The organism is Streptomyces sp. cmx-18-6 (assembly GCF_046548915.1).
Taxonomy (GTDB): domain Bacteria; phylum Actinomycetota; class Actinomycetes; order Streptomycetales; family Streptomycetaceae; genus Streptomyces.
This window is the reverse complement of the sequence record NZ_JAEBEP010000007.1, coordinates 127436-148654: the sequence shown is the minus strand read 5'-3', so window position 1 is coordinate 148654 and position 21219 is coordinate 127436. Positions and strand designations below refer to the sequence as shown.

Annotated in this window: 23 protein-coding genes; 7 read left to right on the top strand and 16 right to left on the bottom strand. The window is 72.2% G+C overall.

All coding sequences use genetic code 11. The annotated features are described in order from the left end of the window. The first annotated feature begins 132 nt into the window (after positions 1 to 132). On the top strand, positions 133 to 810 hold the full coding sequence (locus ACLJPL_RS18450; protein WP_411081910.1) for a hypothetical protein: 678 nt from the start codon (positions 133 to 135) through the stop codon (positions 808 to 810). An 85-nt stretch (positions 811 to 895) separates the two neighbouring features. Here ACLJPL_RS18450 and ACLJPL_RS18445 read toward each other — a convergent pair whose 3' ends face one another. The 4 genes from ACLJPL_RS18445 to ACLJPL_RS18430 all read right to left on the bottom strand — a co-directional run bounded on the left by ACLJPL_RS18445 (position 896) and on the right by ACLJPL_RS18430 (position 5250). Beyond that, positions 896 to 2020, bottom strand: coding sequence for a GuaB3 family IMP dehydrogenase-related protein (locus ACLJPL_RS18445; RefSeq protein WP_015610798.1), 1125 nt, complete (start codon positions 2018 to 2020; stop codon positions 896 to 898). Positions 2021 to 2125: 105 nt separating this feature from the next. Next, positions 2126 to 3628, bottom strand: coding sequence for an IMP dehydrogenase (guaB, locus tag ACLJPL_RS18440; protein WP_411081909.1), 1503 nt, complete (start codon positions 3626 to 3628; stop codon positions 2126 to 2128). Positions 3629 to 3776: 148 nt separating this feature from the next. Then, the gene (locus ACLJPL_RS18435; protein ID WP_006126954.1) at positions 3777 to 4352 is read right to left on the bottom strand and encodes a sigma-70 family RNA polymerase sigma factor; all 576 of its coding nucleotides are present in this window, start codon (positions 4350 to 4352) and stop codon (positions 3777 to 3779) included. Between the two features lie 286 nt (positions 4353 to 4638). After that, positions 4639 to 5250 (bottom strand): response regulator transcription factor, encoded by a 612-nt coding sequence (locus ACLJPL_RS18430; protein ID WP_003948568.1) that lies wholly within the window; start codon positions 5248 to 5250, stop codon positions 4639 to 4641. 449 nt (positions 5251 to 5699) lie between these two features. Here ACLJPL_RS18430 and ACLJPL_RS18425 point away from each other — a divergent pair, with 449 nt between their 5' ends. Continuing rightward, a complete protein-coding gene (locus ACLJPL_RS18425) occupies positions 5700 to 6041 on the top strand; it encodes a WhiB family transcriptional regulator (RefSeq protein WP_411081908.1) in 342 nt (113 codons plus the stop codon). Between the two features lie 177 nt (positions 6042 to 6218). On the opposite strand, the gene ACLJPL_RS18420 is transcribed toward ACLJPL_RS18425, so the two are convergent. Continuing rightward, positions 6219 to 7115: a LysR family transcriptional regulator gene (locus ACLJPL_RS18420; protein WP_411081907.1), complete on the bottom strand. Its 897-nt coding sequence runs from the start codon at positions 7113 to 7115 to the stop codon at positions 6219 to 6221. A gap of 80 nt (positions 7116 to 7195) precedes the next feature. Between ACLJPL_RS18420 and ACLJPL_RS18415 the strand changes: the two genes are divergently transcribed. Together ACLJPL_RS18415 and ACLJPL_RS18410 are read left to right on the top strand one after the other, a co-directional pair. Next, positions 7196 to 7888, top strand: a complete 693-nt coding sequence (locus ACLJPL_RS18415) for an MOSC domain-containing protein (protein ID WP_411081906.1) — start codon at positions 7196 to 7198, stop codon at positions 7886 to 7888. Between the two features lie 10 nt (positions 7889 to 7898). After that, positions 7899 to 8672 (top strand): SDR family NAD(P)-dependent oxidoreductase, encoded by a 774-nt coding sequence (locus tag ACLJPL_RS18410; RefSeq protein ID WP_411081905.1) that lies wholly within the window; start codon positions 7899 to 7901, stop codon positions 8670 to 8672. Positions 8673 to 8820: 148 nt separating this feature from the next. Here the strand turns inward: ACLJPL_RS18410 and groL are convergent, their stop codons facing one another. The 3 genes from groL to ACLJPL_RS18395 form a co-directional block, all read right to left on the bottom strand. Next, positions 8821 to 10449 carry a chaperonin GroEL gene (gene groL / locus ACLJPL_RS18405; protein WP_411081904.1) on the bottom strand — a complete coding sequence of 543 codons (1629 nt, stop codon included), beginning with the start codon at positions 10447 to 10449 and terminating at the stop codon, positions 8821 to 8823. Positions 10450 to 10547: 98 nt separating this feature from the next. Then, on the bottom strand, positions 10548 to 10856 hold the full coding sequence (gene groES, locus ACLJPL_RS18400; RefSeq protein ID WP_003966899.1) for a co-chaperone GroES: 309 nt from the start codon (positions 10854 to 10856) through the stop codon (positions 10548 to 10550). A gap of 281 nt (positions 10857 to 11137) precedes the next feature. After that, positions 11138 to 12079, bottom strand: coding sequence for a polysaccharide deacetylase family protein (locus tag ACLJPL_RS18395; protein ID WP_411081903.1), 942 nt, complete (start codon positions 12077 to 12079; stop codon positions 11138 to 11140). 220 nt (positions 12080 to 12299) lie between these two features. On the opposite strand from ACLJPL_RS18395, the gene ACLJPL_RS18390 reads away from it, so the two are divergent. Further along, positions 12300 to 13532 (top strand): THUMP-like domain-containing protein, encoded by a 1233-nt coding sequence (locus tag ACLJPL_RS18390; protein WP_411081902.1) that lies wholly within the window; start codon positions 12300 to 12302, stop codon positions 13530 to 13532. A 48-nt stretch (positions 13533 to 13580) separates the two neighbouring features. Here ACLJPL_RS18390 and ACLJPL_RS18385 read toward each other — a convergent pair whose 3' ends face one another. From ACLJPL_RS18385 to ACLJPL_RS18375, 3 genes are all read right to left on the bottom strand, one after another. Then, the gene (locus ACLJPL_RS18385) at positions 13581 to 14258 is read right to left on the bottom strand and encodes a hypothetical protein (RefSeq protein WP_411081901.1); all 678 of its coding nucleotides are present in this window, start codon (positions 14256 to 14258) and stop codon (positions 13581 to 13583) included. Between the two features lie 138 nt (positions 14259 to 14396). After that, the gene (locus tag ACLJPL_RS18380; protein ID WP_411081900.1) at positions 14397 to 14861 is read right to left on the bottom strand and encodes a VOC family protein; all 465 of its coding nucleotides are present in this window, start codon (positions 14859 to 14861) and stop codon (positions 14397 to 14399) included. Between the two features lie 115 nt (positions 14862 to 14976). Further along, positions 14977 to 16497: an MFS transporter gene (locus ACLJPL_RS18375; protein WP_411081899.1), complete on the bottom strand. Its 1521-nt coding sequence runs from the start codon at positions 16495 to 16497 to the stop codon at positions 14977 to 14979. A gap of 101 nt (positions 16498 to 16598) precedes the next feature. Between ACLJPL_RS18375 and ACLJPL_RS18370 the strand changes: the two genes are divergently transcribed. Beyond that, entirely contained in the window at positions 16599 to 17297 is a 699-nt protein-coding gene (locus ACLJPL_RS18370; protein ID WP_411081898.1) for a TetR/AcrR family transcriptional regulator, read from the top strand. Between the two features lie 147 nt (positions 17298 to 17444). Here the strand turns inward: ACLJPL_RS18370 and ACLJPL_RS18365 are convergent, their stop codons facing one another. The 4 genes from ACLJPL_RS18365 to tsaB are packed head-to-tail and all read right to left on the bottom strand — an operon-like array spanning position 17445 to position 20087. After that, positions 17445 to 17714 carry a hypothetical protein gene (locus ACLJPL_RS18365; protein WP_411081897.1) on the bottom strand — a complete coding sequence of 90 codons (270 nt, stop codon included), beginning with the start codon at positions 17712 to 17714 and terminating at the stop codon, positions 17445 to 17447. Continuing rightward, positions 17711 to 18844, bottom strand: a complete 1134-nt coding sequence (gene tsaD / locus ACLJPL_RS18360; protein WP_411081896.1) for a tRNA (adenosine(37)-N6)-threonylcarbamoyltransferase complex transferase subunit TsaD — start codon at positions 18842 to 18844, stop codon at positions 17711 to 17713. Before tsaD ends, ACLJPL_RS18365 begins: the two co-directional genes overlap by 4 nt. After that, positions 18844 to 19389: a ribosomal protein S18-alanine N-acetyltransferase gene (gene rimI / locus ACLJPL_RS18355; RefSeq protein WP_411082132.1), complete on the bottom strand. Its 546-nt coding sequence runs from the start codon at positions 19387 to 19389 to the stop codon at positions 18844 to 18846. The genes tsaD and rimI overlap by 1 nt, the downstream gene beginning before the upstream one ends. Before the next feature lie 47 nt (positions 19390 to 19436). Then, entirely contained in the window at positions 19437 to 20087 is a 651-nt protein-coding gene (gene tsaB, locus ACLJPL_RS18350; RefSeq protein WP_411081895.1) for a tRNA (adenosine(37)-N6)-threonylcarbamoyltransferase complex dimerization subunit type 1 TsaB, read from the bottom strand. 309 nt (positions 20088 to 20396) lie between these two features. On the opposite strand from tsaB, the gene ACLJPL_RS18345 reads away from it, so the two are divergent. Then, complete coding sequence (locus ACLJPL_RS18345) at positions 20397 to 20945, top strand: hypothetical protein (RefSeq protein ID WP_411081894.1); 549 nt, start codon at positions 20397 to 20399, stop codon at positions 20943 to 20945. A 55-nt stretch (positions 20946 to 21000) separates the two neighbouring features. Here the strand turns inward: ACLJPL_RS18345 and ACLJPL_RS18340 are convergent, their stop codons facing one another. Continuing rightward, a complete protein-coding gene (locus ACLJPL_RS18340; protein ID WP_411081893.1) occupies positions 21001 to 21189 on the bottom strand; it encodes a hypothetical protein in 189 nt (62 codons plus the stop codon). Between the last annotated feature and the right edge of the window lie 30 nt (positions 21190 to 21219).

The window sequence follows — 21219 nt, the reverse complement described above, 5'->3', positions numbered from 1 at the left end:
CGGCTTCGCCGCGATACGGGAGCGGTGGTGTCCGGCCCTCAAACATTTCGGTGACCAAACGGGAACGGACTGCTAGCCTGCGGCCTCACAGCTCGCACAATCGTGCGCATTCGTTCCTGGGGGAGACCCACCGTGAGCCAGCCCGTGCAGCCGCCGAACCAGCCCCAGCAGCCGTACGGCTCCCCGCCCGCCGAGGGCAACCCCTACGCGGGCGGCCCGGGTCAGCCCGCCCCCGCCGCCTCGACGGGCAACCCCTACGGCCAGGCCCCGGCCCCCACCGGCAACCCCTGCGGGCAGCAGCCCCCCGCCCCGACCGGCAACCCCTTCGCCGACCAGCAGGGACAGCCGGGGCAGTACGGCCAGCAGCCCGGCGCGTTCGGCGGCTCTCCCTTCGCCCCGGCTCCCCCGGCCCGGAACAACCTCGCGCTCGGCGTGCTGATCGCCCTCGGCGCGGCGATCGTCGCGGGCATTCTGTACGGCGTGCTCCTGGGCTCGATCGAGCGCGAGATCGGCTGGGCCGCGATCGGCGTCGGCTTCCTCGTCGGCTTCGCGGCCGCCAAGCTCGGCGGCTCCAACCCGGTGGTCATCGCCGCGGCAGCCGTCTTCGCGGCCGCCGCCGTCTACCTCGGCCAGCTCATCGGCATCTCGATGCTGCTGTCGGACCGGGCGCACGTCTCCTTCTCCGAGGTGGTCTTCGACCACTTCGAGACCGTGACGGCGGCCTGGAAGGTGGAGGCCAAGTTCACGACGTACCTCTTCTTCGCCTTCGGCGCGCTCGGCGCGATCGGCGGCGCCAGGAAGGGAAGCTGACCCCGCCGCGCACATCCGAAGGAAGGGCCCGGCGCCATCACACAGGTGATGGCGCCGGGCCCTTCCTTCGGAACGTACGAGCAGATCAGCGGCGGTGCTGCGAGTCCGCCACCGTCACCTCGACGCGCTGGAACTCCTTCAGGTCGCTGTAGCCGGTGGTGGCCATCGCGCGGCGCAGGGCCCCGAAGATGTTCATCGAGCCGTCCGGGGTGTGGGAGGGGCCGGTGAGGACCTCCTCCGTCGTCCCGACCGAGCCGAGGTCGACCAGCTTGCCGCGCGGCACGTCCTCGTGGACGGCCTCCATGCCCCAGTGGCGGCCACGGCCCGGCGCGTCCGTCGCGCGGGCCAGCGGGGAGCCCATCATCACGGCGTCCGCACCGCAGGCGATGGCCTTCGGCAGGTCGCCGGACCAGCCGACGCCGCCGTCCGCGATGACGTGCACATACCGGCCGCCGGACTCGTCCATGTAGTCGCGGCGGGCCCCGGCCACGTCCGCGACGGCGGTGGCCATCGGGACCTGGATGCCGAACACGTTGCGCGTGGTGTGCGCGGCCCCGCCGCCGAAGCCGACGAGGACGCCGGCCGCACCGGTGCGCATCAGGTGCAGGGCGGCGGTGTACGTGGCGCAGCCGCCGACGATGACCGGGACGTCCAGCTCGTAGATGAACTGCTTCAGGTTGAGCGGCTCGGCCGCGCCCGAGACGTGCTCGGCGGAGACCGTCGTACCCCGGATGACGAAGATGTCCACCCCGGCGTCGACGACGGCCTTGGAGAACTGGGCGGTGCGCTGCGGGGAGAGCGCGGCGGCGGTGACGACTCCGGAGTCGCGGACCTCCTTGATGCGCTGCCCGATCAGCTCCTCCTGGATGGGGGCGGAGTAGATCTCCTGGAGCCGGCGGGTCGCGGCCTCGACCGGCATCTCGGCGATCTCGTCCAGCAGCGGCTGCGGGTCGGCGTGCCGGGTCCACAGCCCTTCCAGGTTGAGGACGCCCAGGCCGCCGAGCTCACCGATGCGGATGGCGTGCTGCGGGGAGACCACGGAGTCCATGGGAGCGGCCAGGAACGGCAGCTCGAAGCGGTAGGCGTCGATCTGCCAGGCGATCGAGACCTCCTTCGGGTCCCGGGTGCGGCGGCTCGGTACGACAGCGATGTCGTCGAATGCGTAAGCCCGGCGGCCGCGCTTGCCGCGCCCGATCTCGATCTCAGTCACGATGTGTGGCCTTTCCCTCTACGTCTGCGCTGACCAGTATCCCCGACACGCGTCTGAGGGGCGGTACCGGGAACTCCGGTCCGCCCCTCAGCCCGCGCTGATGCGTTACTTCCTGCTGTAGTTCGGCGCCTCCACCGTCATCTGGATGTCGTGCGGGTGGCTCTCCTTGAGACCCGCCGAGGTGATCCGGACGAAGCGGCCCTTGCTCTCCATCTGGTCGACGGACTCCGCGCCGACGTAGCCCATGGTCTGGCGCAGGCCCCCGACGAGCTGGTGGAGGACGTTGGCCAGCGGGCCCCGGTAGGGCACCTGGCCCTCGATGCCCTCGGGGACGAGCTTGTCGTCCGAGGACACCTCGGCCTGGAAGTAGCGGTCCTTGGAGTACGAGCGGCCCTGGCCGCGCGACTGCATGGCGCCCAGCGAGCCCATGCCCCGGTACGACTTGAACTGCTTGCCGTTGATGAACATCAGCTCGCCCGGGGACTCCTCGCAGCCCGCGAGGAGGCTGCCCAGCATCACGCTGTCCGCGCCGGCGGCGAGCGCCTTGCCGATGTCGCCGCTGTACTGGAGGCCGCCGTCGCCGATGACCGGGACGCCGGCGGCACGGGCGGCGAGCGCGGCCTCGTAGATCGCGGTGACCTGCGGGACGCCGATGCCGGCGACCACCCGGGTCGTACAGATCGAGCCGGGGCCCACGCCGACCTTCACCCCGTCGACACCGGCGTCGATCAGCGCCTGGGCGCCGTCGCGGGTGGCGACGTTGCCGCCGATGACGTCGACGCCGACGCTCGACTTGATCTTCGCCATCCAGTCGAGGGCGTTGCTGTTGTGGCCGTGCGAGGTGTCCACGATCAGGAAGTCGACCCCGGCGGAGGCGAGCGCCTGGGCGCGGTCCAGCGCCTCGGGGCTGGCTCCCACGGCCGCGCCGACCAGCAGACGGCCTTCGGCGTCCTTGGCGGCGTTCGGGTACTGCTCGGCCTTCTTGAAGTCCTTGACCGTGATGAGGCCCTTGAGGAGGCCCGCCTCGTCGACCAGCGGCAGCTTCTCGATCTTGTGGCGGCGCAGCAGCTCCATGGCCTCCACGCCGGAGATCCCGACCTTGCCGGTGACGAGCGGCATCGGCGTCATGACCTCGCGCACCTGGCGCGAGCGGTCCGACTCGAAGGCCATGTCGCGGTTGGTCACGATGCCGAGGAGCTTGCCCGAGGCGTCGGTGACCGGCACGCCGCTGATGCGGAACTTCGCGCAGAGCGCGTCCGCCTCGCCGAGCGTGGCGTCGGGGTTCACGGTGATCGGGTCGGTGACCATCCCGGACTCGGACCGCTTGACCAGGTCGACCTGGTTGACCTGGTCCTCGATCGAGAGGTTGCGGTGCAGCACGCCGACGCCGCCCTGACGGGCCATGGCGATGGCCATCCGGGCCTCGGTCACCTTGTCCATGGCGGCCGACAGCAGGGGGATGTTCACCCGTACGTTGCGCGAGATGAGAGTCGAGGTGTCGACCGCGTTGGGCAGGACCTCGGACGCGCCCGGCAGCAGCAGCACGTCGTCGTATGTCAGCCCGAGCGTCGCGAACTTCTCAGGCACTCCGTCGACGTTTGCAGTCATGACACCTTCCCCAAATGGCCTTGATCGGTGCGGATGTCCATGCTAACGGCCTCTACGGGTGTCTCATTCCACGATCAAGATCACTTGAGCGTTCTGTAGCTTCCTACGGGATGGCTCAGCCTCCCGCGGGATGCCTCGCGGGCGGGCCCTACTGCTCGGCCAGCGCCCGGAGCCTGCTGAGCGCGCGGTGCTGGGCGACCCGGACCGCGCCCGGGGACATCCCGAGCATCCGCCCGGTCTCCTCGGCGGTCAGTCCGACCGCGACCCGCAGGACCAGCAGCTCGCGCTGGCTCTCGGGGAGGTTGGCGAGGAGCTTCTTGGCCCAGGCGGCGTCGCTGCTGAGCAGGGCGCGCTCCTCCGGGCCGAGCGAGTCGTCGGGGCGCTCCGGCATCTCGTCGGAGGGGACGGCGGTCGAGCCCGGGTGGCGCATCGCGGCGCGCTGGAGGTCGGCGACCTTGTGGCCGGCGATGGCGAAGACGAAGGCTTCGAAGGGCCTGCCGGTGTCCTTGTAGCGCGGCAGGGCCATCAGCACCGCGACGCAGACCTCCTGTGCGAGGTCCTCCACGAAGTGGCGAGCATCACCGGGGAGGCGGTTGAGCCGGGAGCGGCAGTAGCGCAGGGCGAGGGGGTGGACGTGGGCCAGCAGATCGTGGGTGGCCTGCGCGTCGCCGTCGACGGCACGGTGCACGAGGGCACCGATCACCGTGGTCTCGTCATCGCGCATCGGACCATGGTGCCCTGATGCCGCACGGTCCGCTCCACCGCGTCCCGAGTTGTGCACCGAAGCGTTATGAGCGGGTGCGCCGGATGTCATGTCCTGCGCCCTCCCCTTCCGCTCGACCGAATCGTTCCTATCGTTCCTGAGGAACTTCACGACTCAAGGATGCGTCATCGGCCGGGAAGCGTCACATGGCGCCGCCGCAGGGCGCCCGGATACGGGGTGCGTCGCTGGTGACCCGTCCCGTCGCCCCGTCCGCCGGTCTGCGGACGGGAGCGGTCCGGGCCGGGCGTCAGCGGACCAGCCCCCAGCGGAATCCCAGGGCCACCGCATGGGCGCGGTCCGAGGCCCCGAGCTTCTTGAACAGCCGCCGGGCGTGGGTCTTGACCGTGTCCTCGGAGAGGAACAGCTCACGGCCGATCTCCGCGTTGGAACGGCCGTGGCTCATGCCTTCGAGCACCTGGATCTCCCGCGCGGTGAGCGTCGGGGCCGCCCCCATCTCGGCGGACCGGAGCCGGCGCGGGGCGAGCCGCCACGTCGGGTCGGCCAGCGCCTGGGTGACGGTGGCCCGCAGCTCGGCGCGCGAGGCGTCCTTGTGCAGATACCCGCGGGCCCCGGCGGCGACCGCGAGCGCGACCCCGTCCAGGTCCTCGGCGACGGTCAGCATGATGATCCGGGCCCCGGGGTCGGCGGAGAGCAGCCGCCGGACCGTCTCCACACCCCCCAGACCGGGCATGCGCACGTCCATCAGAATCAGATCCGAACGGTCGGCCCCCCAGCGGCGGAGGACTTCCTCGCCGTTGGCCGCCGTGGTCACGCGCTCGACACCGGGCACGGTGGCCACCGCGCGGCGGAGCGCTTCTCGGGCGAGCGGGGAGTCGTCGCAGACGAGCACGGATGTCATGACCGGCCTCCGCAGCTGATGCGCGTCACCTTGAGCCTCCAGGCTGATACAAGTCGTCACCTGTGCGGTTGACCCCCTCGGACATGTGCCCGAGCTCGATCTCCGTCAACCGCATCCGTTCTCTTAACGATGGTCACTCGAAAGAGTTACGGGGCGGACCTTCGGGTTCGGCACTCTACGTGAGGGCCCACACACGGAGGAGAGCGACGCGGGTGATTCACCCGTCAACCGAATCTTCACTCCCCGGCTTGCCCTATTTGGCGAGATTTCTTCCCTTTTAAGGGTGTCTGTGGCTAGATTCGCAAACAGTCATATTTACATCTACTAGCACCGCAGATGTACGGTCGAGACTCAGGTCACCGAAGAGACGATCGCCGATCACGGACTGCCGGTTCGCCGGCGGTCGAGGATGCCGCTTCCGACGCAGCACGGCTTCGAGGGGACAAGCAATGGCAGATTTCTCCCGCCTTCCCGGACCCAACGCAGACCTGTGGGACTGGCAGCTGCTCGCCGCCTGCCGAGGTGTCGACAGCTCCCTGTTCTTCCACCCCGAAGGAGAGCGCGGCGCCGCCCGGAGCGCTCGCGAGACCTCCGCCAAGGAGGTGTGCATGCGGTGCCCGGTACGGGCCGAGTGCGCGGCGCACGCCCTGGCCGTACGAGAGCCCTACGGGGTGTGGGGCGGCCTGACCGAGGACGAGCGCGAAGAGCTCATGGGCCGGGCCAGAACCAGACTGATCACCGCCGCGCCCTCGGGCGTCACCACCGCCACCACGGGCTCCGGCCCCACCTGACACCCGCCGGGCCGAGTCGAACGCAGAAACGTTTCCGCAATAGGGCCCGAAGGTGCATTAGGGCCCGAAGGTGCATTAGGGCCCGAAGGCACGGCCCCGAAGGTACGGCCCCGAAGCCGTCGCCCGTACGGCCCGGAAGCCCCACCGCCGTCCGGGCCCCGGCAGCCGCGCGGCCGCTCAGCGGGCGGCCGCCCGGGACAGCTGGTCCAGCGTGGCCGCCACCGCCGGGACCCTGGCCAGGTCCGGCAGGGTGAGGGCCACGATCTCCCGCTCGATCGCGGGCTCCACCGCGACGGTCCTCGCACCCTTGGGCCGTACGGACTCGACGGCGAGCTCCGGCAGCACCGCCACGCCGAGACCGGCCCCGACCAGGCCCATCACCGCCGGGTAGTCGTCGGTGGCGAAGTCGATCCGGGGCGTGAAACCGGCCGCCTCGCAGACCTCCACGAGCTGGCGGCGGCAGCGCGGGCAGCCCGCGATCCACGACTCGTCCGCCAGCTCGCCGATGGACACCTCCGACGCGTCGGCCAGCCGGTGCCCGTCCGGGACCAGGCCGATCAGCCGGTCGGTGAGCAGCGGTCGCACGACCAGGTCGTCCCATTCGGCGTCGCCGCCCGCACTCCCGTAACGGAAGGCCAGGGCGATGTCGCAGTCGCCCTCGCGCAGCAGGTCCACCGAGCGCGGCGGCTCGGCCTCGACGAGCGAGACGCGGGTGCCGGGGTGTTCGGCCCGCAGGGCCGCCAGCGCGCCGGGGACCAGGGTGGAACTGCCGCTGGGGAAGGAGACGAGCCGGACCCGGCCCGCCCGCAGCCCGGCGATGGCGGCGACCTCCTCCTCGGCCGCGGTCAGCCCGGCGAGGATGCCGGAGGCGTGCCGCACCAGTGCCTCACCCGCCTGGGTGAGGCGCATCTCGCGACCGGTGCGGATGAGCAGGGTGGTGCCCGCGGAGGACTCCAGCGCCTTCATCTGCTGACTGACCGCCGGCTGGGTGCAGCCCAGCTCGCGGGCGGCGGCGGAGAACGAGCCGGTGGCGGCGACGGCGCGCAGGACACGGAGATGGCGGGCTTCGATCACCCGTCCACCATAAGAGCTTCTTGGGTGAGAGGCGAATTAATGGCGTACCTCTTTGAGAGTTGAGCCATTAGCGTGACCCCATGAAATTGCTGAGCGTGAATGTCGGCCGGCCCACCCCCTCCCCGTCCGCCGGCGGCCCCGGCGGTCTGACCGGGATCGACAAGCGGCCGTTCGAGGGGGCCGTACGGGTCACCGATCCCGGCCCCAAGGGCGCGGGCGGCAGCGGGCTCGCCGGGGACGCCGTCTGCGACCTGCGGCACCACGGGGGCAGCGACCAGGCGGTCTACGCGTTCGCGCGCGAGGAGCTCGACGCCTGGGAACGGGAGCTGGACGGCCGGGAGCTGAGGGACGGGTCGTTCGGGGAGAACCTCACCACCCTCGGCGTCGACGTGAGCGGGGCGCTGATCGGTGAGCGCTGGCGGGTGGGGGCCGGACTGCTGCTGGAGGTGACCTCCGGACGCATCCCGTGCCGGACGTTCGCCGACCACATCGGGGAGAAGGGGTGGGTCCGGCGGTTCACCCGGGAGGCCGCCACCGGCGCGTATCTGCGGGTGATCGAGCCGGGCACGATCCGGGCCGGGGACCCCGTCGAGATCGTGCACCGCCCGGACCACGAGGTCACGGCGGCCCTCCAGTTCCGGGCCGTGACGACCGAGCGCACCCTGCTGCCGTCCCTGCTGGCGGCCGCGTCGGCGCTGCACCCGGAGGCGCTGCGCCAGGCCCGGGACTACGTGGCGGCGGGCGGTGGCCCCGGGGCGCGCGCGGGGCACTAACGTGCCGCGTATGACGACTGCACTGATCACGGGCGCGACGGCGGGTATCGGGGCCGCCTTCGCGCGGCGGCTCGCGGCCCAGGGGCACAACCTGGTGCTGGTGGCCCGGGACACCGGCCGACTGCGCGAGCAGGCCACCGAACTGCACGACCGGCACGGCATCGAGGCCGAGGTGCTGAGCGCCGACCTGTCCACGGACGCCGGGATCGAGGCGGTCGAGAAGCGGCTCGGCGACCGCACGCACCCGGTCGATCTGCTGGTCAACAACGCCGGGTTCGGCAACAAGGGGCGCTACCTGGAAGTGTCCATGGCCGATGAGCTGACGATGCTGAAGGTGCACTGCGAGGCGGTGCTGCGGCTGACCTCGGCCGCCGCCGCGGGCATGAAGGAGCGCGGCCGGGGCGCGGTGATCAACGTGGCGTCCGTCGCGGCGTTCGTGCCGCGCGGTACGTACGGGGCGTCCAAGGCGTGGGTCGTGCAGTTCACCCAGGGAGCGGCGAAGGACCTGGCGGGGTCGGGGGTGCGGCTGATGGCGCTGTGCCCCGGTTTCGTCCGGACGGAGTTCCATGAGCGGGCCGGGATGGGCACCGGCAACATCCCGGGGTGGATGTGGCTGGACGCGGACAAGCTGGTGGCGGCGGCGCTGACGGATCTGGCGCGGGGCAGGTCGGTGTCGATCCCGGACCCGCGCTACAAGGCGCTGATGGGGCTGGTGAAGGTGACGCCGCGCGGTCTGCTGGGCGGGGTCACCTCGCGTACGGGGCGGAAGTACGGGCCGCAGTAGACGCGTCGGGGACGCCCGCCGTACGGGCTCGGAACGGCACGAGGCCCGATACCCCCGCGACGGGGATACCGGGCCTCAGTGGTACCGGGAGGCACGGGCGTACCGGAGGGTACGGGATGTGCCGAGGGTACGGGCGTACCGGAAGGTACTAGTGGGAGTGGCCGTGACCGTGGCCGTGACCGGCGTCGCCCTCTTCCTCGGCCGGCTTCTCGACGACCAGGGTCTCGGTCGTGAGCAGCAGCGACGCGATGGAGGCGGCGTTCTCCAGGGCGGAGCGGGTGACCTTGACCGGGTCGATGACGCCGGCCTTGACCAGGTCGCCGTACTCGCCGGTGGCGGCGTTGAAGCCCTGGCCCTTGTCGAGCTCGGAGACCTTGGAGGTGATGACGTAACCCTCCAGGCCGGCGTTCTCGGCGATCCAGCGCAGCGGCTCGACGGCGGCGCGGCGGACGACCGCGACACCGGTGGCCTCGTCGCCGGTCTTGCCGAGGTTGCCCTCCAGGACCTTCACCGCGTGGACGAGGGCGGAGCCACCGCCGGAGACGATGCCCTCCTCGACCGCGGCGCGGGTGGCGGAGATGGCGTCCTCAAGGCGGTGCTTCTTCTCCTTGAGCTCCACCTCGGTGGCGGCGCCGACGCGGATGACGCACACGCCGCCGGCCAGCTTCGCCAGGCGCTCCTGGAGCTTCTCGCGGTCCCAGTCGGAGTCCGTGGACTCGATCTCGGCCTTGATCTGGTTGACGCGGCCCTTGACGTCGTCGGAGTTGCCCCCGCCGTCGACGATGGTCGTGTCGTCCTTGGAGACGGTGACGCGGCGGGCGGTGCCCAGCACGTCGAGACCGGCGCCGTCGAGCTTGAGGCCGACCTCCTCGGCGATGACGGTCGCACCGGTGAGGGTGGCGATGTCGCCGAGCATGGCCTTGCGGCGGTCGCCGAAGCCCGGGGCCTTCACCGCGACGGCGTTGAAGGTGCCGCGGATCTTGTTGACGACGAGGGTGGAGAGCGCCTCGCCCTCGACGTCCTCGGCGATGATCAGGAGCGGCTTGGAGCCGCCGCCCTGGATGACCTTCTCCAGGAGCGGGAGCAGCTCCTGGATGGAGCCGATCTTGCCCTGGTGGATCAGGATGTACGGGTCGTCGAGGACGGCCTCCATACGCTCCTGGTCGGTCACCATGTACGGGGACAGGTAGCCCTTGTCGAAGGCCATGCCCTCGGTGAACTCCAGGTCCAGACCGAAGGTGTTGGACTCCTCGACGGTGATGACACCGTCCTTGCCGACCTTGTCCATCGCGTCCGCGATGAGCTCGCCGACCTGGGCGTCCTGGGCGGAGAGCCCGGCCACGGCGGCGATGTCGGACTTGTCGTCGATCGGCCGGGCGGTCGCGAGGAGCTCCTCGGACACGGCCTTGACCGCGGCGTCGATGCCCTTCTTCAGGGCGGCCGGGGAGGCGCCGGCGGCGACGTTGCGCAGACCCTCGCGGACGAGCGCCTGGGCCAGGACGGTCGCGGTGGTGGTGCCGTCACCCGCTACGTCGTTGGTCTTGGTCGCCACCTCCTTGACGAGCTGGGCGCCCAGGTTCTCGTACGGGTCGTCGAGCTCGACCTCGCGGGCGATGGTGACGCCGTCGTTGGTGATGGTGGGTGCGCCGAACTTCTTGTCGATGACGACGTTGCGGCCCTTGGGGCCGATCGTCACCTTGACCGTGTCGGCAAGCTTGTTGACGCCGCGCTCAAGGGCGCGACGGGCGTCCTCGTCGAACTTCAGAATCTTCGCCATGGGCTGTACTTCCCTCTCGGACGAACTGCGCCCCTCGCCGCCCGGCTAGTTATTTCGCAGGGGGCCAGGGGCGCAGAACACAAGCAAACGTGGGTGAATTACTTCTCGACGATCGCGAGGACGTCGCGGGCCGAGAGGACGAGGTACTCCTCGCCGTTGTACTTCACCTCGGTGCCGCCGTACTTGCTGTACAGGACGACGTCGCCGGTCTTGACGTCGAGCGGAAGACGCTCGCCGTTCTCGAAGCGGCCCGGGCCAACGGCGAGGACGACGCCCTCCTGGGGCTTCTCCTTCGCGGTGTCCGGAATGACCAGGCCGGAAGCCGTGGTCTGCTCGGCGTCGAGCGGCTGGACCACAATGCGGTCCTCAAGCGGCTTGATCGCAACCTTGGAGCTGGTGGTCGACACGATCCGGTCTCCCCCTTCGGAGATCTCACGGGGTTTAGCAGTCAGTGGGCGGCGACCAGACCGATCCGTCGTCGCGGGTGCCGGACCTGCCCTGTCGCACAGTGTGGTGCTGGCACTCTCCAGGGGGGAGTGCCAGACCTGAGACTATGACCGCGATTAGCACTCGGTCAAGCGGAGTGCCAATTCACCACCCTCGCGCCTTCCCGATCCGGGGTGCGGCGGCCCCACGCCGTACCGGTCGGCATGGGGCCGTACGCAGTTCGCAGGGCAGGCGGAAGGGGTCAGACGTAGTCCTCCAGCTTCGCCACCGCGTACCCCTTGTCCGTGATGGTCTTCATGACGAGCCGGATCATGTCGGGCATCGTGCCCTTCCAGTCGCCCTTGCCCCGGAAGTGGGTGAGGACGATGTCGCCGGGGTGCAGGTCCCGGTCCCACTCGCGCCACTCCATGTGGTCGGCGAACGCCTCGGCGGACCACAGCGGTACGGCGGTGATCCCGCAGGTCCTGGCGGCGACGAGGGTGTCGCGGTTGTAGTTGCCGTAGGGCGGGCGGAAGAGGGTGGGCCGCTTCCCGTAGTTCTTGACGATCTTGTCCTGCTGGCCGCAGATCTCCCGCTTCTGCTGGGCGTAGGAGAGGCCGGGCAGATAGCGGTGGTTGAGCGTGTGGTTGCTGATGGTCACCCCGCGCTTCTGCATCCGCTTGAAGTAGCCGTAGTCGTCGTTGATGACGTAGTCGCTCAGGAAGGCGCTGTAGGGGATGTCCAGTTCGGTCATCATCCGCAGCAGTTCGGGGTCCTTCTCCGCCCCGTCGTCCATGGTGAGGAAGACGATCTTCTCCTTGGTGGGGACGGTGGTGAAGACGGGCGGCAGCCCCTCGTCGTCCCGCACCTCGAAGCCCTTGCGGGTGGTGATGCGCGGCTTCACCCTGGGCGGCTCGGGGGCGGCGAGCGGTGTCCTGGCCAGCCCCCACTTCTTCGCGGCGACGGCCCGTGCGGCCTGTTTCCGCTTGATCTCCTCGGCGTACGCGTCCAGGGCGCGCGCGGGGCCGCCCTGCTGGGCCGCTTCGCCCCGCTGGACGGCTTCGCCCTGCTGCCCGGCCGCGGGCTTCGCCGGACCGGCCGGGGCTCCCGCCGCGCCGCCGCCCGCCTCCGCCGCGCATCCGGAGGCGACGGCGGCGGCCAGCAGGGCCGCCAGCACGACGACGCCCGACCTGTGCCGCTTCATGGCTGATTTTTCGTTTTGTCGTACTAGCTGCATGGCGCCGCATCCTGCCAGCCGCCCGCCCGCCTCCGGCCCCGACACCGCGGGCAGCCGGGCGCCGTCCCTCGGCCGGCCCACTGGGACCCGGGCCGCCTCAGGACTCCGGCACCCCAGCACCCGGGGCGCCGCCAGGGCCGGCGGAACCCGCGCACCGGCGCACCGGCGGGCCGACGCACCGGCCACAATGGACCGGGTGAACGCAACGACCCCCGCCACCCCGGCCGGCGACCCCGGCGACCCCGCCCGCGCCGCCTTCGCCGCCCTGCGCACCCCCGAGGGCGAGCGCCTGCTGGACGAGCTGCGCGACCACGACCCCGCCGACGAGCTGGCCACCGCGACCCGGCTGCGCCGTGCGCACCCGGCGGAGCTGGTGTCGGCGGCCCTGGGGCAGGCGCGGCTGCGGCAGCGGGCGGCGGCGAAGTTCGGGGCGGCGGACGCGTACCGGATGTACTTCACGCCCAACGGCGTCGAGCAGGCCACCCGCACCTCGGTCGCCACCCACCGCGCGGCCCGCCTCGCCGGGCTCGGGGTGCGGAGCGTGGCGGACCTGTGCTGCGGCATCGGCGGCGACGCGATCGCGCTGGCCCGCGCCGGGATCGCCGTGCTCGCCGTGGACCGCGACCCGCTCACCGCCGAGGTGGCCCGCGCCAACGCCGAGGCGCTCGGGCTCGGCGCGCTGATCGAGGTGCGGTGCGCCGACGTCACGGAGGTCGACGCGTCTCCGTACGACGCGGTCTTCGTGGATCCGGCACGGCGTGGCGGACGCGGCAGGATTTTCGACCCGGAGGCGTACTCGCCGCCGCTGTCCTGGGCCACGGCCGCCGCCCTCAAGGCCCCCCGGGCCGCGCTGAAGATCGCCCCGGGCGTCCCGCACGAGGCGATCGGGCCCGAGGCGGAGGCGGAGTGGATCTCGGACGGTGGGGACGTCAAGGAGGCGGTGCTCTGGTACGGGGAGGGCTTCGCCCCCGGCTCGTTCCGGGCCACGCTGCTGCCGTCCGGGGCGACCCTGAGCGCCCCGGCCCCGCTGTCCCCGCCGCCGGTGGGCCCGGTCGGGCGCTATCTGTACGAGCCGGACGGCGCGGTGATCCGGGCGCACCTGGTCGCCGACATCGTGGAGCGGTGCGGGGGGCGGCTGGTGGACGAGACGATCGCGTACGTCACGAGTGATGTGCCGTACTCCTCCCCGTACGTCTCCGGGTACGAGATCACCGACCGGCTGCCGTTCAACATGAAGAAGCTGAAGGCGCTGCTGCGGGAGCGGGGCGTCGGCGTACTGACCGTCAAGAAGCGCGGCTCGGCGGTCGAACCGGAGGAGCTGCGCCGCCGGATGAAGCTCAGCGGCCCGAACGCGGCGACGGTGTTCCTGACCCGGGTGGCCGGAGCCCCGACGATGCTGCTCGGCCACCCGCTGGGCTGAGCCCGCTCGGCCACCCACGGGGCTGAGCAGAGGCGTCCGGTCCGGGCGTCAGCGGTGGCCGGGGCCGACCGGGGCCCGGACCGGGGCGCCCGGCGCCGGCACGGCGGCGGGCGCGGCCAGGACGCGCAGCACCCAGCGGCGGTGGGCCGACGCCTTGACCATGCCGATGAGTCCGGTCAGCCAGGCGACCATGCCGAGGCCCATCGTCATCGCGACCAGGCCGTAGGTGTCGTCGCCGGGCCGGGCGCTCGCCGGCCCGATCACGCAGAGCGCCAGCCCCGACGCGGCCAGGGCGAACGACAGCAGCAGCCACAGCAGGCTCACCCCGGGCAGCCGCAGTTCCCGGTCGCGCGGCGGGTCGCGGTCCAGCGCGCCCCACTCCACGAGCAGTCGGCGGACCTCGCGGTCGCGGACCAGGCCCAGGCAGACGAAGACGACGGCCGGGACCAGCAGGCCCAGGCCGGCGATCAGGATGGGAATCCCGACGATCACGCCGAGGATGTCGTACGTCCCCTCGACCATCATGATCGCGCTCCCGATCAGCAGCCAGGCGAACCCGGCCATCGCGGCCCACAGCGCCAGCATGCCGAGCCGTCCCGGCCCCATATGCATCCGGACCAGCTCGCGCAGGACCACCGCCCGGTCGGCGAGCATGGCCTCGCGGTCGGGCCAGGACCGTATCTCCACGGGCGGCGGGGGCGGGGGCAGCGGGGCACGAGGTGGCATGCACCAGACACTATCGGCCCCGGCTCGGCACCCCGCCGACGCGTCCCTCGCCGCCCGCGAACGGCGGGCCCCGACCCGGCCGTCCTCACGGAAGCGACCCTCGGCAGCCCGTGACGACCCCTCAGGAAGCCTGCGGGCTCAGGCGTCCCGCAGCGCCTGGATGTCCAGCTTGCGCATCCCGAGCATCGCCCGCATGGTCCGTTCGGCCTTCGCCGGGTCCGGATCGGCCAGCAGCTTCGGCAGCTCGTTCGGGACGATCTGCCAGGAGACGCCGTACCTGTCCTTGACCCAGCCGCACTGGCTCTCCTCGCCGCCCTCGGAGAGCGCGTCCCAGAACCGGTCCACCTCCGCCTGGTCCGCGCAGTCCACGGAGAGCGAGATCGCCTCGGTGAAGGGGAACTGCGGTCCGCCGTTGAGCGCGATGTAGTCCTGGCCCGCGAGCCGGAAGTCGACGGTCAGCACGGAGCCCGTCTCACCGGGGCCCGCCTCGCCGTAGTGGGTGACGTCCAGGACGCGGGAGTCCCCTCCGAAGATCGCGATGTAGTGCTCGGCCGCCTCCTGGGCCTTGCCGTCGTACCAGAGACAGGGGGTGATCTTCTGCATGGTCTTCGTCTCCTCGTCGAGCTCGTCCCACGTACGGCCCGGGGGCCGGGCGCCCCGTACGGGCCATGGGGCCGCGTGGGCCTCATGGAAGGTAGACCGGGCCCGGCGTCCGGACTCATCGGCCCGCGGCGTCGTCTTCGCGTTCATACTCCGCCGCGACGCCCTCGGCGGCCACCGGGCCGGCGGCGGACCCGCGCTCCCCCGGCAGCAGGACGTACGCCGTCAGCGCTGCCGCCGCCAGGAGCCCGGCCGAGACCCAGAAGGCGGCCGCGTACCCGGCGGACAGGTCGGCGCGGCCCGTGGAGCCGCCCGTGACCCGGGCGGCGACGGTGACCAGGACCGCGAGGCCGAGCGAACCGCCGACCTGGCGCGAGCTGTTGAGCAGCCCCGACGCCATGCCGGTCTCGCCGGGCGTCACGTCGGTGGTGGCCGCCGTGCCGAGCGGGACGAAGCACAGCCCGATGCCCAGCGAGCAGAGCAGCGACGGGCCGAGGATCGAGACGAGGAAGCCGCCGTCCGCGGTGGCGGTGGCCGCGAACCACGCCATCCCGAGCGCCGCCAGCGTGCCGCCCGCCGTCATCAGCCGCCGGATGCCGAGCACCGCGACGGCACGGGTGGCCAGGATCGCGCCCGCGACGACGCCCACGCAGAACGGCAGGAACGCGAACCCGGCGGCGGTCGGCCCGAAGCCGAGGACGAGCTGCATGTAGAGCGAGACGAAGTAGAACGCGCCGAACTGGGCCGAGGCCAGCAGCAGACAGAACAGGTTGGCGGTGAGCACCGGCCGTCCCCGCAGGATGCCGGGGCGCAGCAGGGGCGATGCCGTACGGAGTTCGACGGCGACGAAGGCGGCCAGCAGGAGCACCGCCGCGCCCAGGGCGCCCAGGGTGGTGGCCGAGCCCCACCCGTCGTCCGAGGCCCGGACCAGGCCGAGCACCAGGAGGGTCGTCCCGGCGGTCGCGAGGAGCGCCCCGGCGAGGTCCAGCCGCACGCCGGTCCGCCGCCGCCCCGCGAGGTCTCCGACCGGCCCGGTGCGCGCGGCGGCGGCCAGGGCGAAGACCACGATCGGCACGTTGACCAGCATCACGGCCCGCCAGCCCGCCGCGTCGGTGAGCACCCCGCCCGCCAGCACCCCGACCGCGCCGCCCGCCGCGCCCGCCATGCCCCAGAGCCCGAGCGCGCGGGAGCGGGCGGGCCCGGCCGGGAAGGCGAGGGTGATCAGGGCGAACGCCACCGGGGCGAGGGCCGCGGCCCCGACGCCCTGGACGGCCCGCGCCGCCACCAGCGACCCGGGCGACCAGGCGAGGCCCCCGGCCAGGCTGGCGAGCCCGAAGAGGGCCAGGCCCGCCGTCAGGACGCGGCGGGGGCCGGCCAGGTCGGCGAGCCGGCCGCCGAGCATGAGGAGCCCGCCGAAGGCGAGGGCGTACGCGTTGACGACCCAGAGCAGGCCGTCCCGCCCGAAGCCGAGGTCGCTGCGGATGTCGGGCAGGGCGACGTTCACCACGGACATGTCCAGCGACACCAGGAACTGCACGGTGAGCGCCACCACCAGCAGCCACCGCGCGTGCCGCGCCCCCGCCGTACCGCGCTCCGCCTCCGGTCCGTCCCCCGCCGAGCTGTCCACCGTGCCGCCCATGACGTGCCCTCCCCTTCGCCACCCTCGGTCGAGGATTACCATACACGTATAGAAAATAAACGCGGGCGGGCGAGAAGGAACCCGAAGGAGAGAATGCCCAGGTGCCAGGCAGCGAGAAGACCGAGAAGTCCGAGCAGACCGAGAAGAAGAAACCCGTGGGCCGCCCCCGCAGGCTGGACCCCGACGTGATGGTCGCCACCGCGCGCCGGATCGTCGAGGAGGAGGGCGTGGCGGCCCTGTCCATGCGGCGGGTGGCGAAGGAGCTGGGCAGCACGCCGATGGCGCTGTACCACTACGTGCAGGACAAGGACGAGCTGCTGATGCTCACCCTGTCCGGCACGGCGGCGGCGTTCCCGCGCCCGGAACTGCCCGAGGACCCGCGCGAGCGGCTGGTGGCGGTCGCCGCGCACATGCACGACATCATCGGGCGGATCCCCTGGGTGCTGGACATCCTGGCGCTGGGCGAGCTGACCGACCGCAACGCGCTGTGGATGGTGGAGGAGATCGTCGACTGCGCGCTCGCCTGCGGCCTCTCCCCCGCCCGCTCGGTGCGCGCGTACCGGACGATCTGGAGTTACGTCTACGGCGACCTGGTCGTCCGCAGGGCGGCGGCCCGCCGGGCGGAGCAGCCCTCCCGCCGGGAGTTCTTCCCCGAGATGATCGGCGAGGAGGACGCGGCGGAGCTGCCCCGGCTCACCGAGGTGAAGGAGCACTGGCGCGAGTACGCCGCCGACTACGAGACCGTCGAGGAGCTGGACGCGATCGTGGAGGGGCTGATCCGGCGGGGCACGCGGGAGTGACCGGCCGGAACGCAGAGGCGAGCGGCCGGCACACGGGGGTGACCCGGCCCGCGCCGGCTGGTCCGGCGGGGCACACGGGAGCGACCGGCTAGGACGCAGAACCGAGCGGCCGGCACGCGGGGGTGACCCGGCCCGCGCGCGTGCGGCTCAGCCCACCGTCTCGAACCGCCATCGGTGCACCGGCCGGGTGATCAGGGCGGCGTCGGGCTCGGGGAGTTCGGGGAGGTCGTCGGCGTACGACGCCTGCTCCCACCACGTCATGACCAGCACCCGGTCCTGCGGGGCGCGCAGCAGTTCGCGGCGGGCCGGCTCGTGCGCCAGCTCGGCGGCCCGGGCCCGGGCCCACTCCAGCAGTTCGCCGCCACGGCCCTCGGCGGCGCGGGCCTCCCACATGAGGACGATGGTCGCGGCGCTCATGAGTACAGGTTGTCCTTGCTGATCTCGTGCACATGGTCGTGATCACGAACATGGGAGTGGCCGTGCCCGTGGCCGTGATCCTCGGCCCCCGGCACATGCGGCTCCGTCACCGGCAGCGAGGAGTCCGCCGACAGGGACAGGTCGGAGGGGCGCCGGTTGCGGGCGACCATCTCCGCGCCGAGCGCCGCGACCATCGCCCCGTTGTCCGTGCAGAGCCCGGGGCGCGGCACCCGCAGCCGGATGCCGGCCCGCTCGCACCGCTCCTGCGCCAGCGCGCGGAGCCGGGAGTTGGCCGCCACCCCGCCGCCGATCATCAGGTGGTCGACGCCCTCGTCCTTGCAGGCCCGGACGGCCTTCCGGGTGAGCACGTCCACCACGGCCTCCTGGAAGGACGCCGCCACATCCCGTACCGGCACCTCCTCGCCCGCCGCCCGCTTCGCCTCGATCCAGCGGGCGACCGAGGTCTTCAGGCCGGAGAAGGAGAAGTCGTACGGGGCGTCGCGCGGGCCGGTCAGCCCGCGCGGGAACGCGATGGACTTCGGGTCGCCCTCCTTGGCGAGGCGGTCGATGACCGGGCCGCCGGGGAAGCCGAGGTTCAGCACGCGGGCGATCTTGTCGAACGCCTCGCCCGCCGCGTCGTCGATGGTCGCGCCGAGCGGGCGGACGTCGGCGGTGATGTCGGGGGCCAGCAGGAGGGAGGAGTGGCCGCCGCTGACCAGCAGCGCCATGGTCGGCTCGGGCAGCGGGCCGTGCTCCAGCTGGTCGACGCAGATGTGCGAGGCGAGGTGGTTGACGCCGTAGAGCGGCTTGTTCAGGGCGTACGCGTACGCCTTCGCGGCCGAGACGCCGACCAGCAGCGCGCCCGCGAGCCCGGGACCGGAGGTGACCGCGATCCCGTCGAGGTCGCGGGCGCTGATCCCGGCCTCCTTGAGGGCGCGCTCGATGGTGGGGACCATCGCCTCCAGGTGGGCGCGGGAGGCGATCTCCGGGACGACGCCGCCGAAGCGGGCGTGGGCGTCGACGCTGGAGGCGACGGCGTCCGCGAGCAGGGTCGTCCCGCGCACGATGCCGACGCCGGTCTCGTCGCAGGAGGTCTCGATGCCGAGTACGAGGGGTTCGTCGGCAGCCATCATTCAGTCCCGGTCTCTGGTGCGTGCGCTGGTGCTTGCTCTGCTGCTCGTTCTGCCGCTCGCTCCGCTGTCCGCTCCGCCGTGTGCTCCTGCGCCTGTTCCTGCATGGTGAGGCGCATGACCAGGGCGTCGATGTTCCCCGGCTGGTAGTAGCCGCGCCGGAAGCCGATCGGCTCGAAGCCGAAGCGCTCGTACAGCTTCTGCGCCCGGGTGTTGTCGACCCGGACCTCCAGGAGCACGGTGGCGCACTCGAAGTCCGTGGCGGCCTTCAGCAGGTCGGCGAGGAGTTCGGAGCCGAGGCCGGCGCCCCACGCCTCGCGGCTGACCGCGATCGTCTGGACGTCGGAGAGGTCGCCGAGGGCGGCGAGCCCCGCGTAGCCGGCGATCCGCCCGGTGGCCGGGTCCTCGGCGACGACGTAGTGGCGGGTGGCGCCGGGGCCGCGGGCGTGGGCCAGCTCGGACCAGAACATGCCGGGCGACCAGGCGTCGTCGGGGAACAGCGCGTGCTCCAGCTCCAGCACCGGTTCGATGTCCCACCAGCGCATCTCGCGCAGAACGGCCGCGCCGGCCGGGCGCGCCGTGTTCACAGCGCTCACGTCGGGGTGACCACCTTGTAGTTCTTCGGGACCTGCGCGTCGGGCCGGCGCAGATAGAGCGGCCGCGGCTCCAGGAGCTCCTGCCCGGCGGCGAGCCGTTCGGCGGCGAGCGCGGCGAGCGCCCCGGCGGCGACGTGCTCGGGGCCGCGCGCGTCCAAGAAGGCGTCCGGGTAGAGCACCGCGCCCGCGCCGACCACGGGCAGCCCCGCCAGCTCGGCGGCGATGTCGGCGGGCCGGTCGACGGCGGGTTCACCGGTACGGGTGCGGGCGTCCTCGTACCGCGCCCAGTAGACCTCCTTGCGGCGCGCGTCCGTCGCCACCGCGAAGGGCCCCTCGATGCCGCCGTCCCGCCCGGCGGCGTACGCGAGGCCGTCCAGGGTGCAGAGGCCGTGCACCGGTACGGAGAGGGCGGAGCCGAAGGTCGCCGCGGTGACCAGGCCGACCCGCAGCCCGGTGTACGGGCCGGGGCCGACGCCCACGACCACGCCGGTCACGGCGTCGAGTCCCACCCCGGCCTCGGCGAGGACCCGGTCGACGGCGGGCAGCAGCAGTTCACCGTGCCTGCGGGCGTCGACCTGACCGGAGGAGGCGATGACGGACGCGCCGTCGTGCAGGGCGACGGTGACGGCGGGCGTTGCGGTATCCATGGCGAGCAAGAGCACGCAAACAGCCTACGGCTCCGCCGACGGCGGTACGGCGTCCGTACGGCGTCCCGGCCTGCCCGCCCCCTGCTGCTACCGTCACCGGATATCCGCGGATACGACGTAAACGCTTGTACGACAACGCTTGCAGGACACTGTTCGTACAACAGGATTCGCCATTCGTACGACAGTGTTCGTCACTACGGCGTTCGTCACTACGGCGTTCGTACGGTCCGCGGCGGACGTGCACGGCAGACGGCATACGGCAGACAGCAGCCGAAAGGGGAGTTCACGGTGTCAAGGGGAAGCTCGGGAATGGTGGCCGGGCTCACTGCGGCGGCGGTCCTCGCGGTCGGCGTCCTCGCCTACCAGGCGTCCGCGAACGCACCCGATTCGGTGGCTTCCTCCTCATCGGCCACCCCGAAGGTCTCGGCGTCCGCCACGGCCCAGCCCTCCGCGAAGCCGAAGGCCCCGAAGGACCCGCACGCGGTCCCGGCCGCCTCGGGCACCGGTGAGCGCGTCGTGTACGCGCTCAAGGACCGGCGGGTGTGGCTGGTCGAGGAGAACGGGAAGGCGCGCCGCACCTTCACCGTGATGCCGAGCCCCGTCAGCCCGCCGCCCGGCGTCTACCAGGTCTCCACGCGCGCGGGCACGATCCAGGGTTCGGACGGCGTGCCGATCGAGCACGTGGTGCGCTTCGCCAACGTGGGCGAAGTGGTGATCGGCTTCAGCGCCGCGCAGGACGGGTCGATGGAAGCGCCGGACCCGACGTCGAAGACCGGCGGCGTACGGATGAAGCGGGCGGACGGCAACGCGATGTGGACGTTCGCGACGGTCGGCGCCAAGGTCGTCGTGGTCCCGTAGGGCCGCCTGCCTCCGTCCCGTGAGCCCGTGAGCCCGCCTGCCCGGGACAACACACCTAGGCCGCTCGGCGTCGGACCGTGCTCTCCGCTTCTCCGTCCGCTCCCTCGTCGTCCGCCGCGTGCGGTTCGCTCGGCGGGGTGGAGATCGCGGTGGCCGCCGCGTACGAAGCCAGCAGGTCCTTCATCGACAGGGCGGACGGCGTCGGCTGCTGCCGCGGCTGCTCCGCGCGCTCGGGTGTCGGCATGGATGCCTCCTGGGGGCTCCGGTGGAGGTC

What these genes read in the sequence shown, in the direction of transcription:
- guaB (WP_411081909.1), bottom strand. Translation starts at nt 3,628, where the DNA reads ATGACTGCAAACGTCGACGGAGTGCCTGAGAAGTTCGCGACGCTCGGG.
- ACLJPL_RS18435 (WP_006126954.1), bottom strand. Translation starts at nt 4,352, where the DNA reads ATGCGCGATGACGAGACCACGGTGATCGGTGCCCTCGTGCACCGTGCC.
- ACLJPL_RS18430 (WP_003948568.1), bottom strand. Translation starts at nt 5,250, where the DNA reads ATGACATCCGTGCTCGTCTGCGACGACTCCCCGCTCGCCCGAGAAGCG.
- ACLJPL_RS18425 (WP_411081908.1), top strand. Translation starts at nt 5,700, where the DNA reads ATGGCAGATTTCTCCCGCCTTCCCGGACCCAACGCAGACCTGTGGGAC.
- ACLJPL_RS18415 (WP_411081906.1), top strand. Translation starts at nt 7,196, where the DNA reads ATGAAATTGCTGAGCGTGAATGTCGGCCGGCCCACCCCCTCCCCGTCC.
- ACLJPL_RS18410 (WP_411081905.1), top strand. Translation starts at nt 7,899, where the DNA reads ATGACGACTGCACTGATCACGGGCGCGACGGCGGGTATCGGGGCCGCC.
- groL (WP_411081904.1), bottom strand. Translation starts at nt 10,449, where the DNA reads ATGGCGAAGATTCTGAAGTTCGACGAGGACGCCCGTCGCGCCCTTGAG.
- ACLJPL_RS18395 (WP_411081903.1), bottom strand. Translation starts at nt 12,079, where the DNA reads ATGAAGCGGCACAGGTCGGGCGTCGTCGTGCTGGCGGCCCTGCTGGCC.
- ACLJPL_RS18390 (WP_411081902.1), top strand. Translation starts at nt 12,300, where the DNA reads ATGGACCGGGTGAACGCAACGACCCCCGCCACCCCGGCCGGCGACCCC.
- ACLJPL_RS18385 (WP_411081901.1), bottom strand. Translation starts at nt 14,258, where the DNA reads ATGCCACCTCGTGCCCCGCTGCCCCCGCCCCCGCCGCCCGTGGAGATA.
- ACLJPL_RS18380 (WP_411081900.1), bottom strand. Translation starts at nt 14,861, where the DNA reads ATGCAGAAGATCACCCCCTGTCTCTGGTACGACGGCAAGGCCCAGGAG.
- ACLJPL_RS18375 (WP_411081899.1), bottom strand. Translation starts at nt 16,497, where the DNA reads ATGGGCGGCACGGTGGACAGCTCGGCGGGGGACGGACCGGAGGCGGAG.
- ACLJPL_RS18365 (WP_411081897.1), bottom strand. Translation starts at nt 17,714, where the DNA reads ATGAGCGCCGCGACCATCGTCCTCATGTGGGAGGCCCGCGCCGCCGAG.
- tsaD (WP_411081896.1), bottom strand. Translation starts at nt 18,844, where the DNA reads ATGGCTGCCGACGAACCCCTCGTACTCGGCATCGAGACCTCCTGCGAC.
- rimI (WP_411082132.1), bottom strand. Translation starts at nt 19,389, where the DNA reads ATGCGCTGGTGGGACATCGAACCGGTGCTGGAGCTGGAGCACGCGCTG.
- tsaB (WP_411081895.1), bottom strand. Translation starts at nt 20,087, where the DNA reads ATGGATACCGCAACGCCCGCCGTCACCGTCGCCCTGCACGACGGCGCG.
- ACLJPL_RS18345 (WP_411081894.1), top strand. Translation starts at nt 20,397, where the DNA reads ATGGTGGCCGGGCTCACTGCGGCGGCGGTCCTCGCGGTCGGCGTCCTC.
- ACLJPL_RS18340 (WP_411081893.1), bottom strand. Translation starts at nt 21,189, where the DNA reads ATGCCGACACCCGAGCGCGCGGAGCAGCCGCGGCAGCAGCCGACGCCG.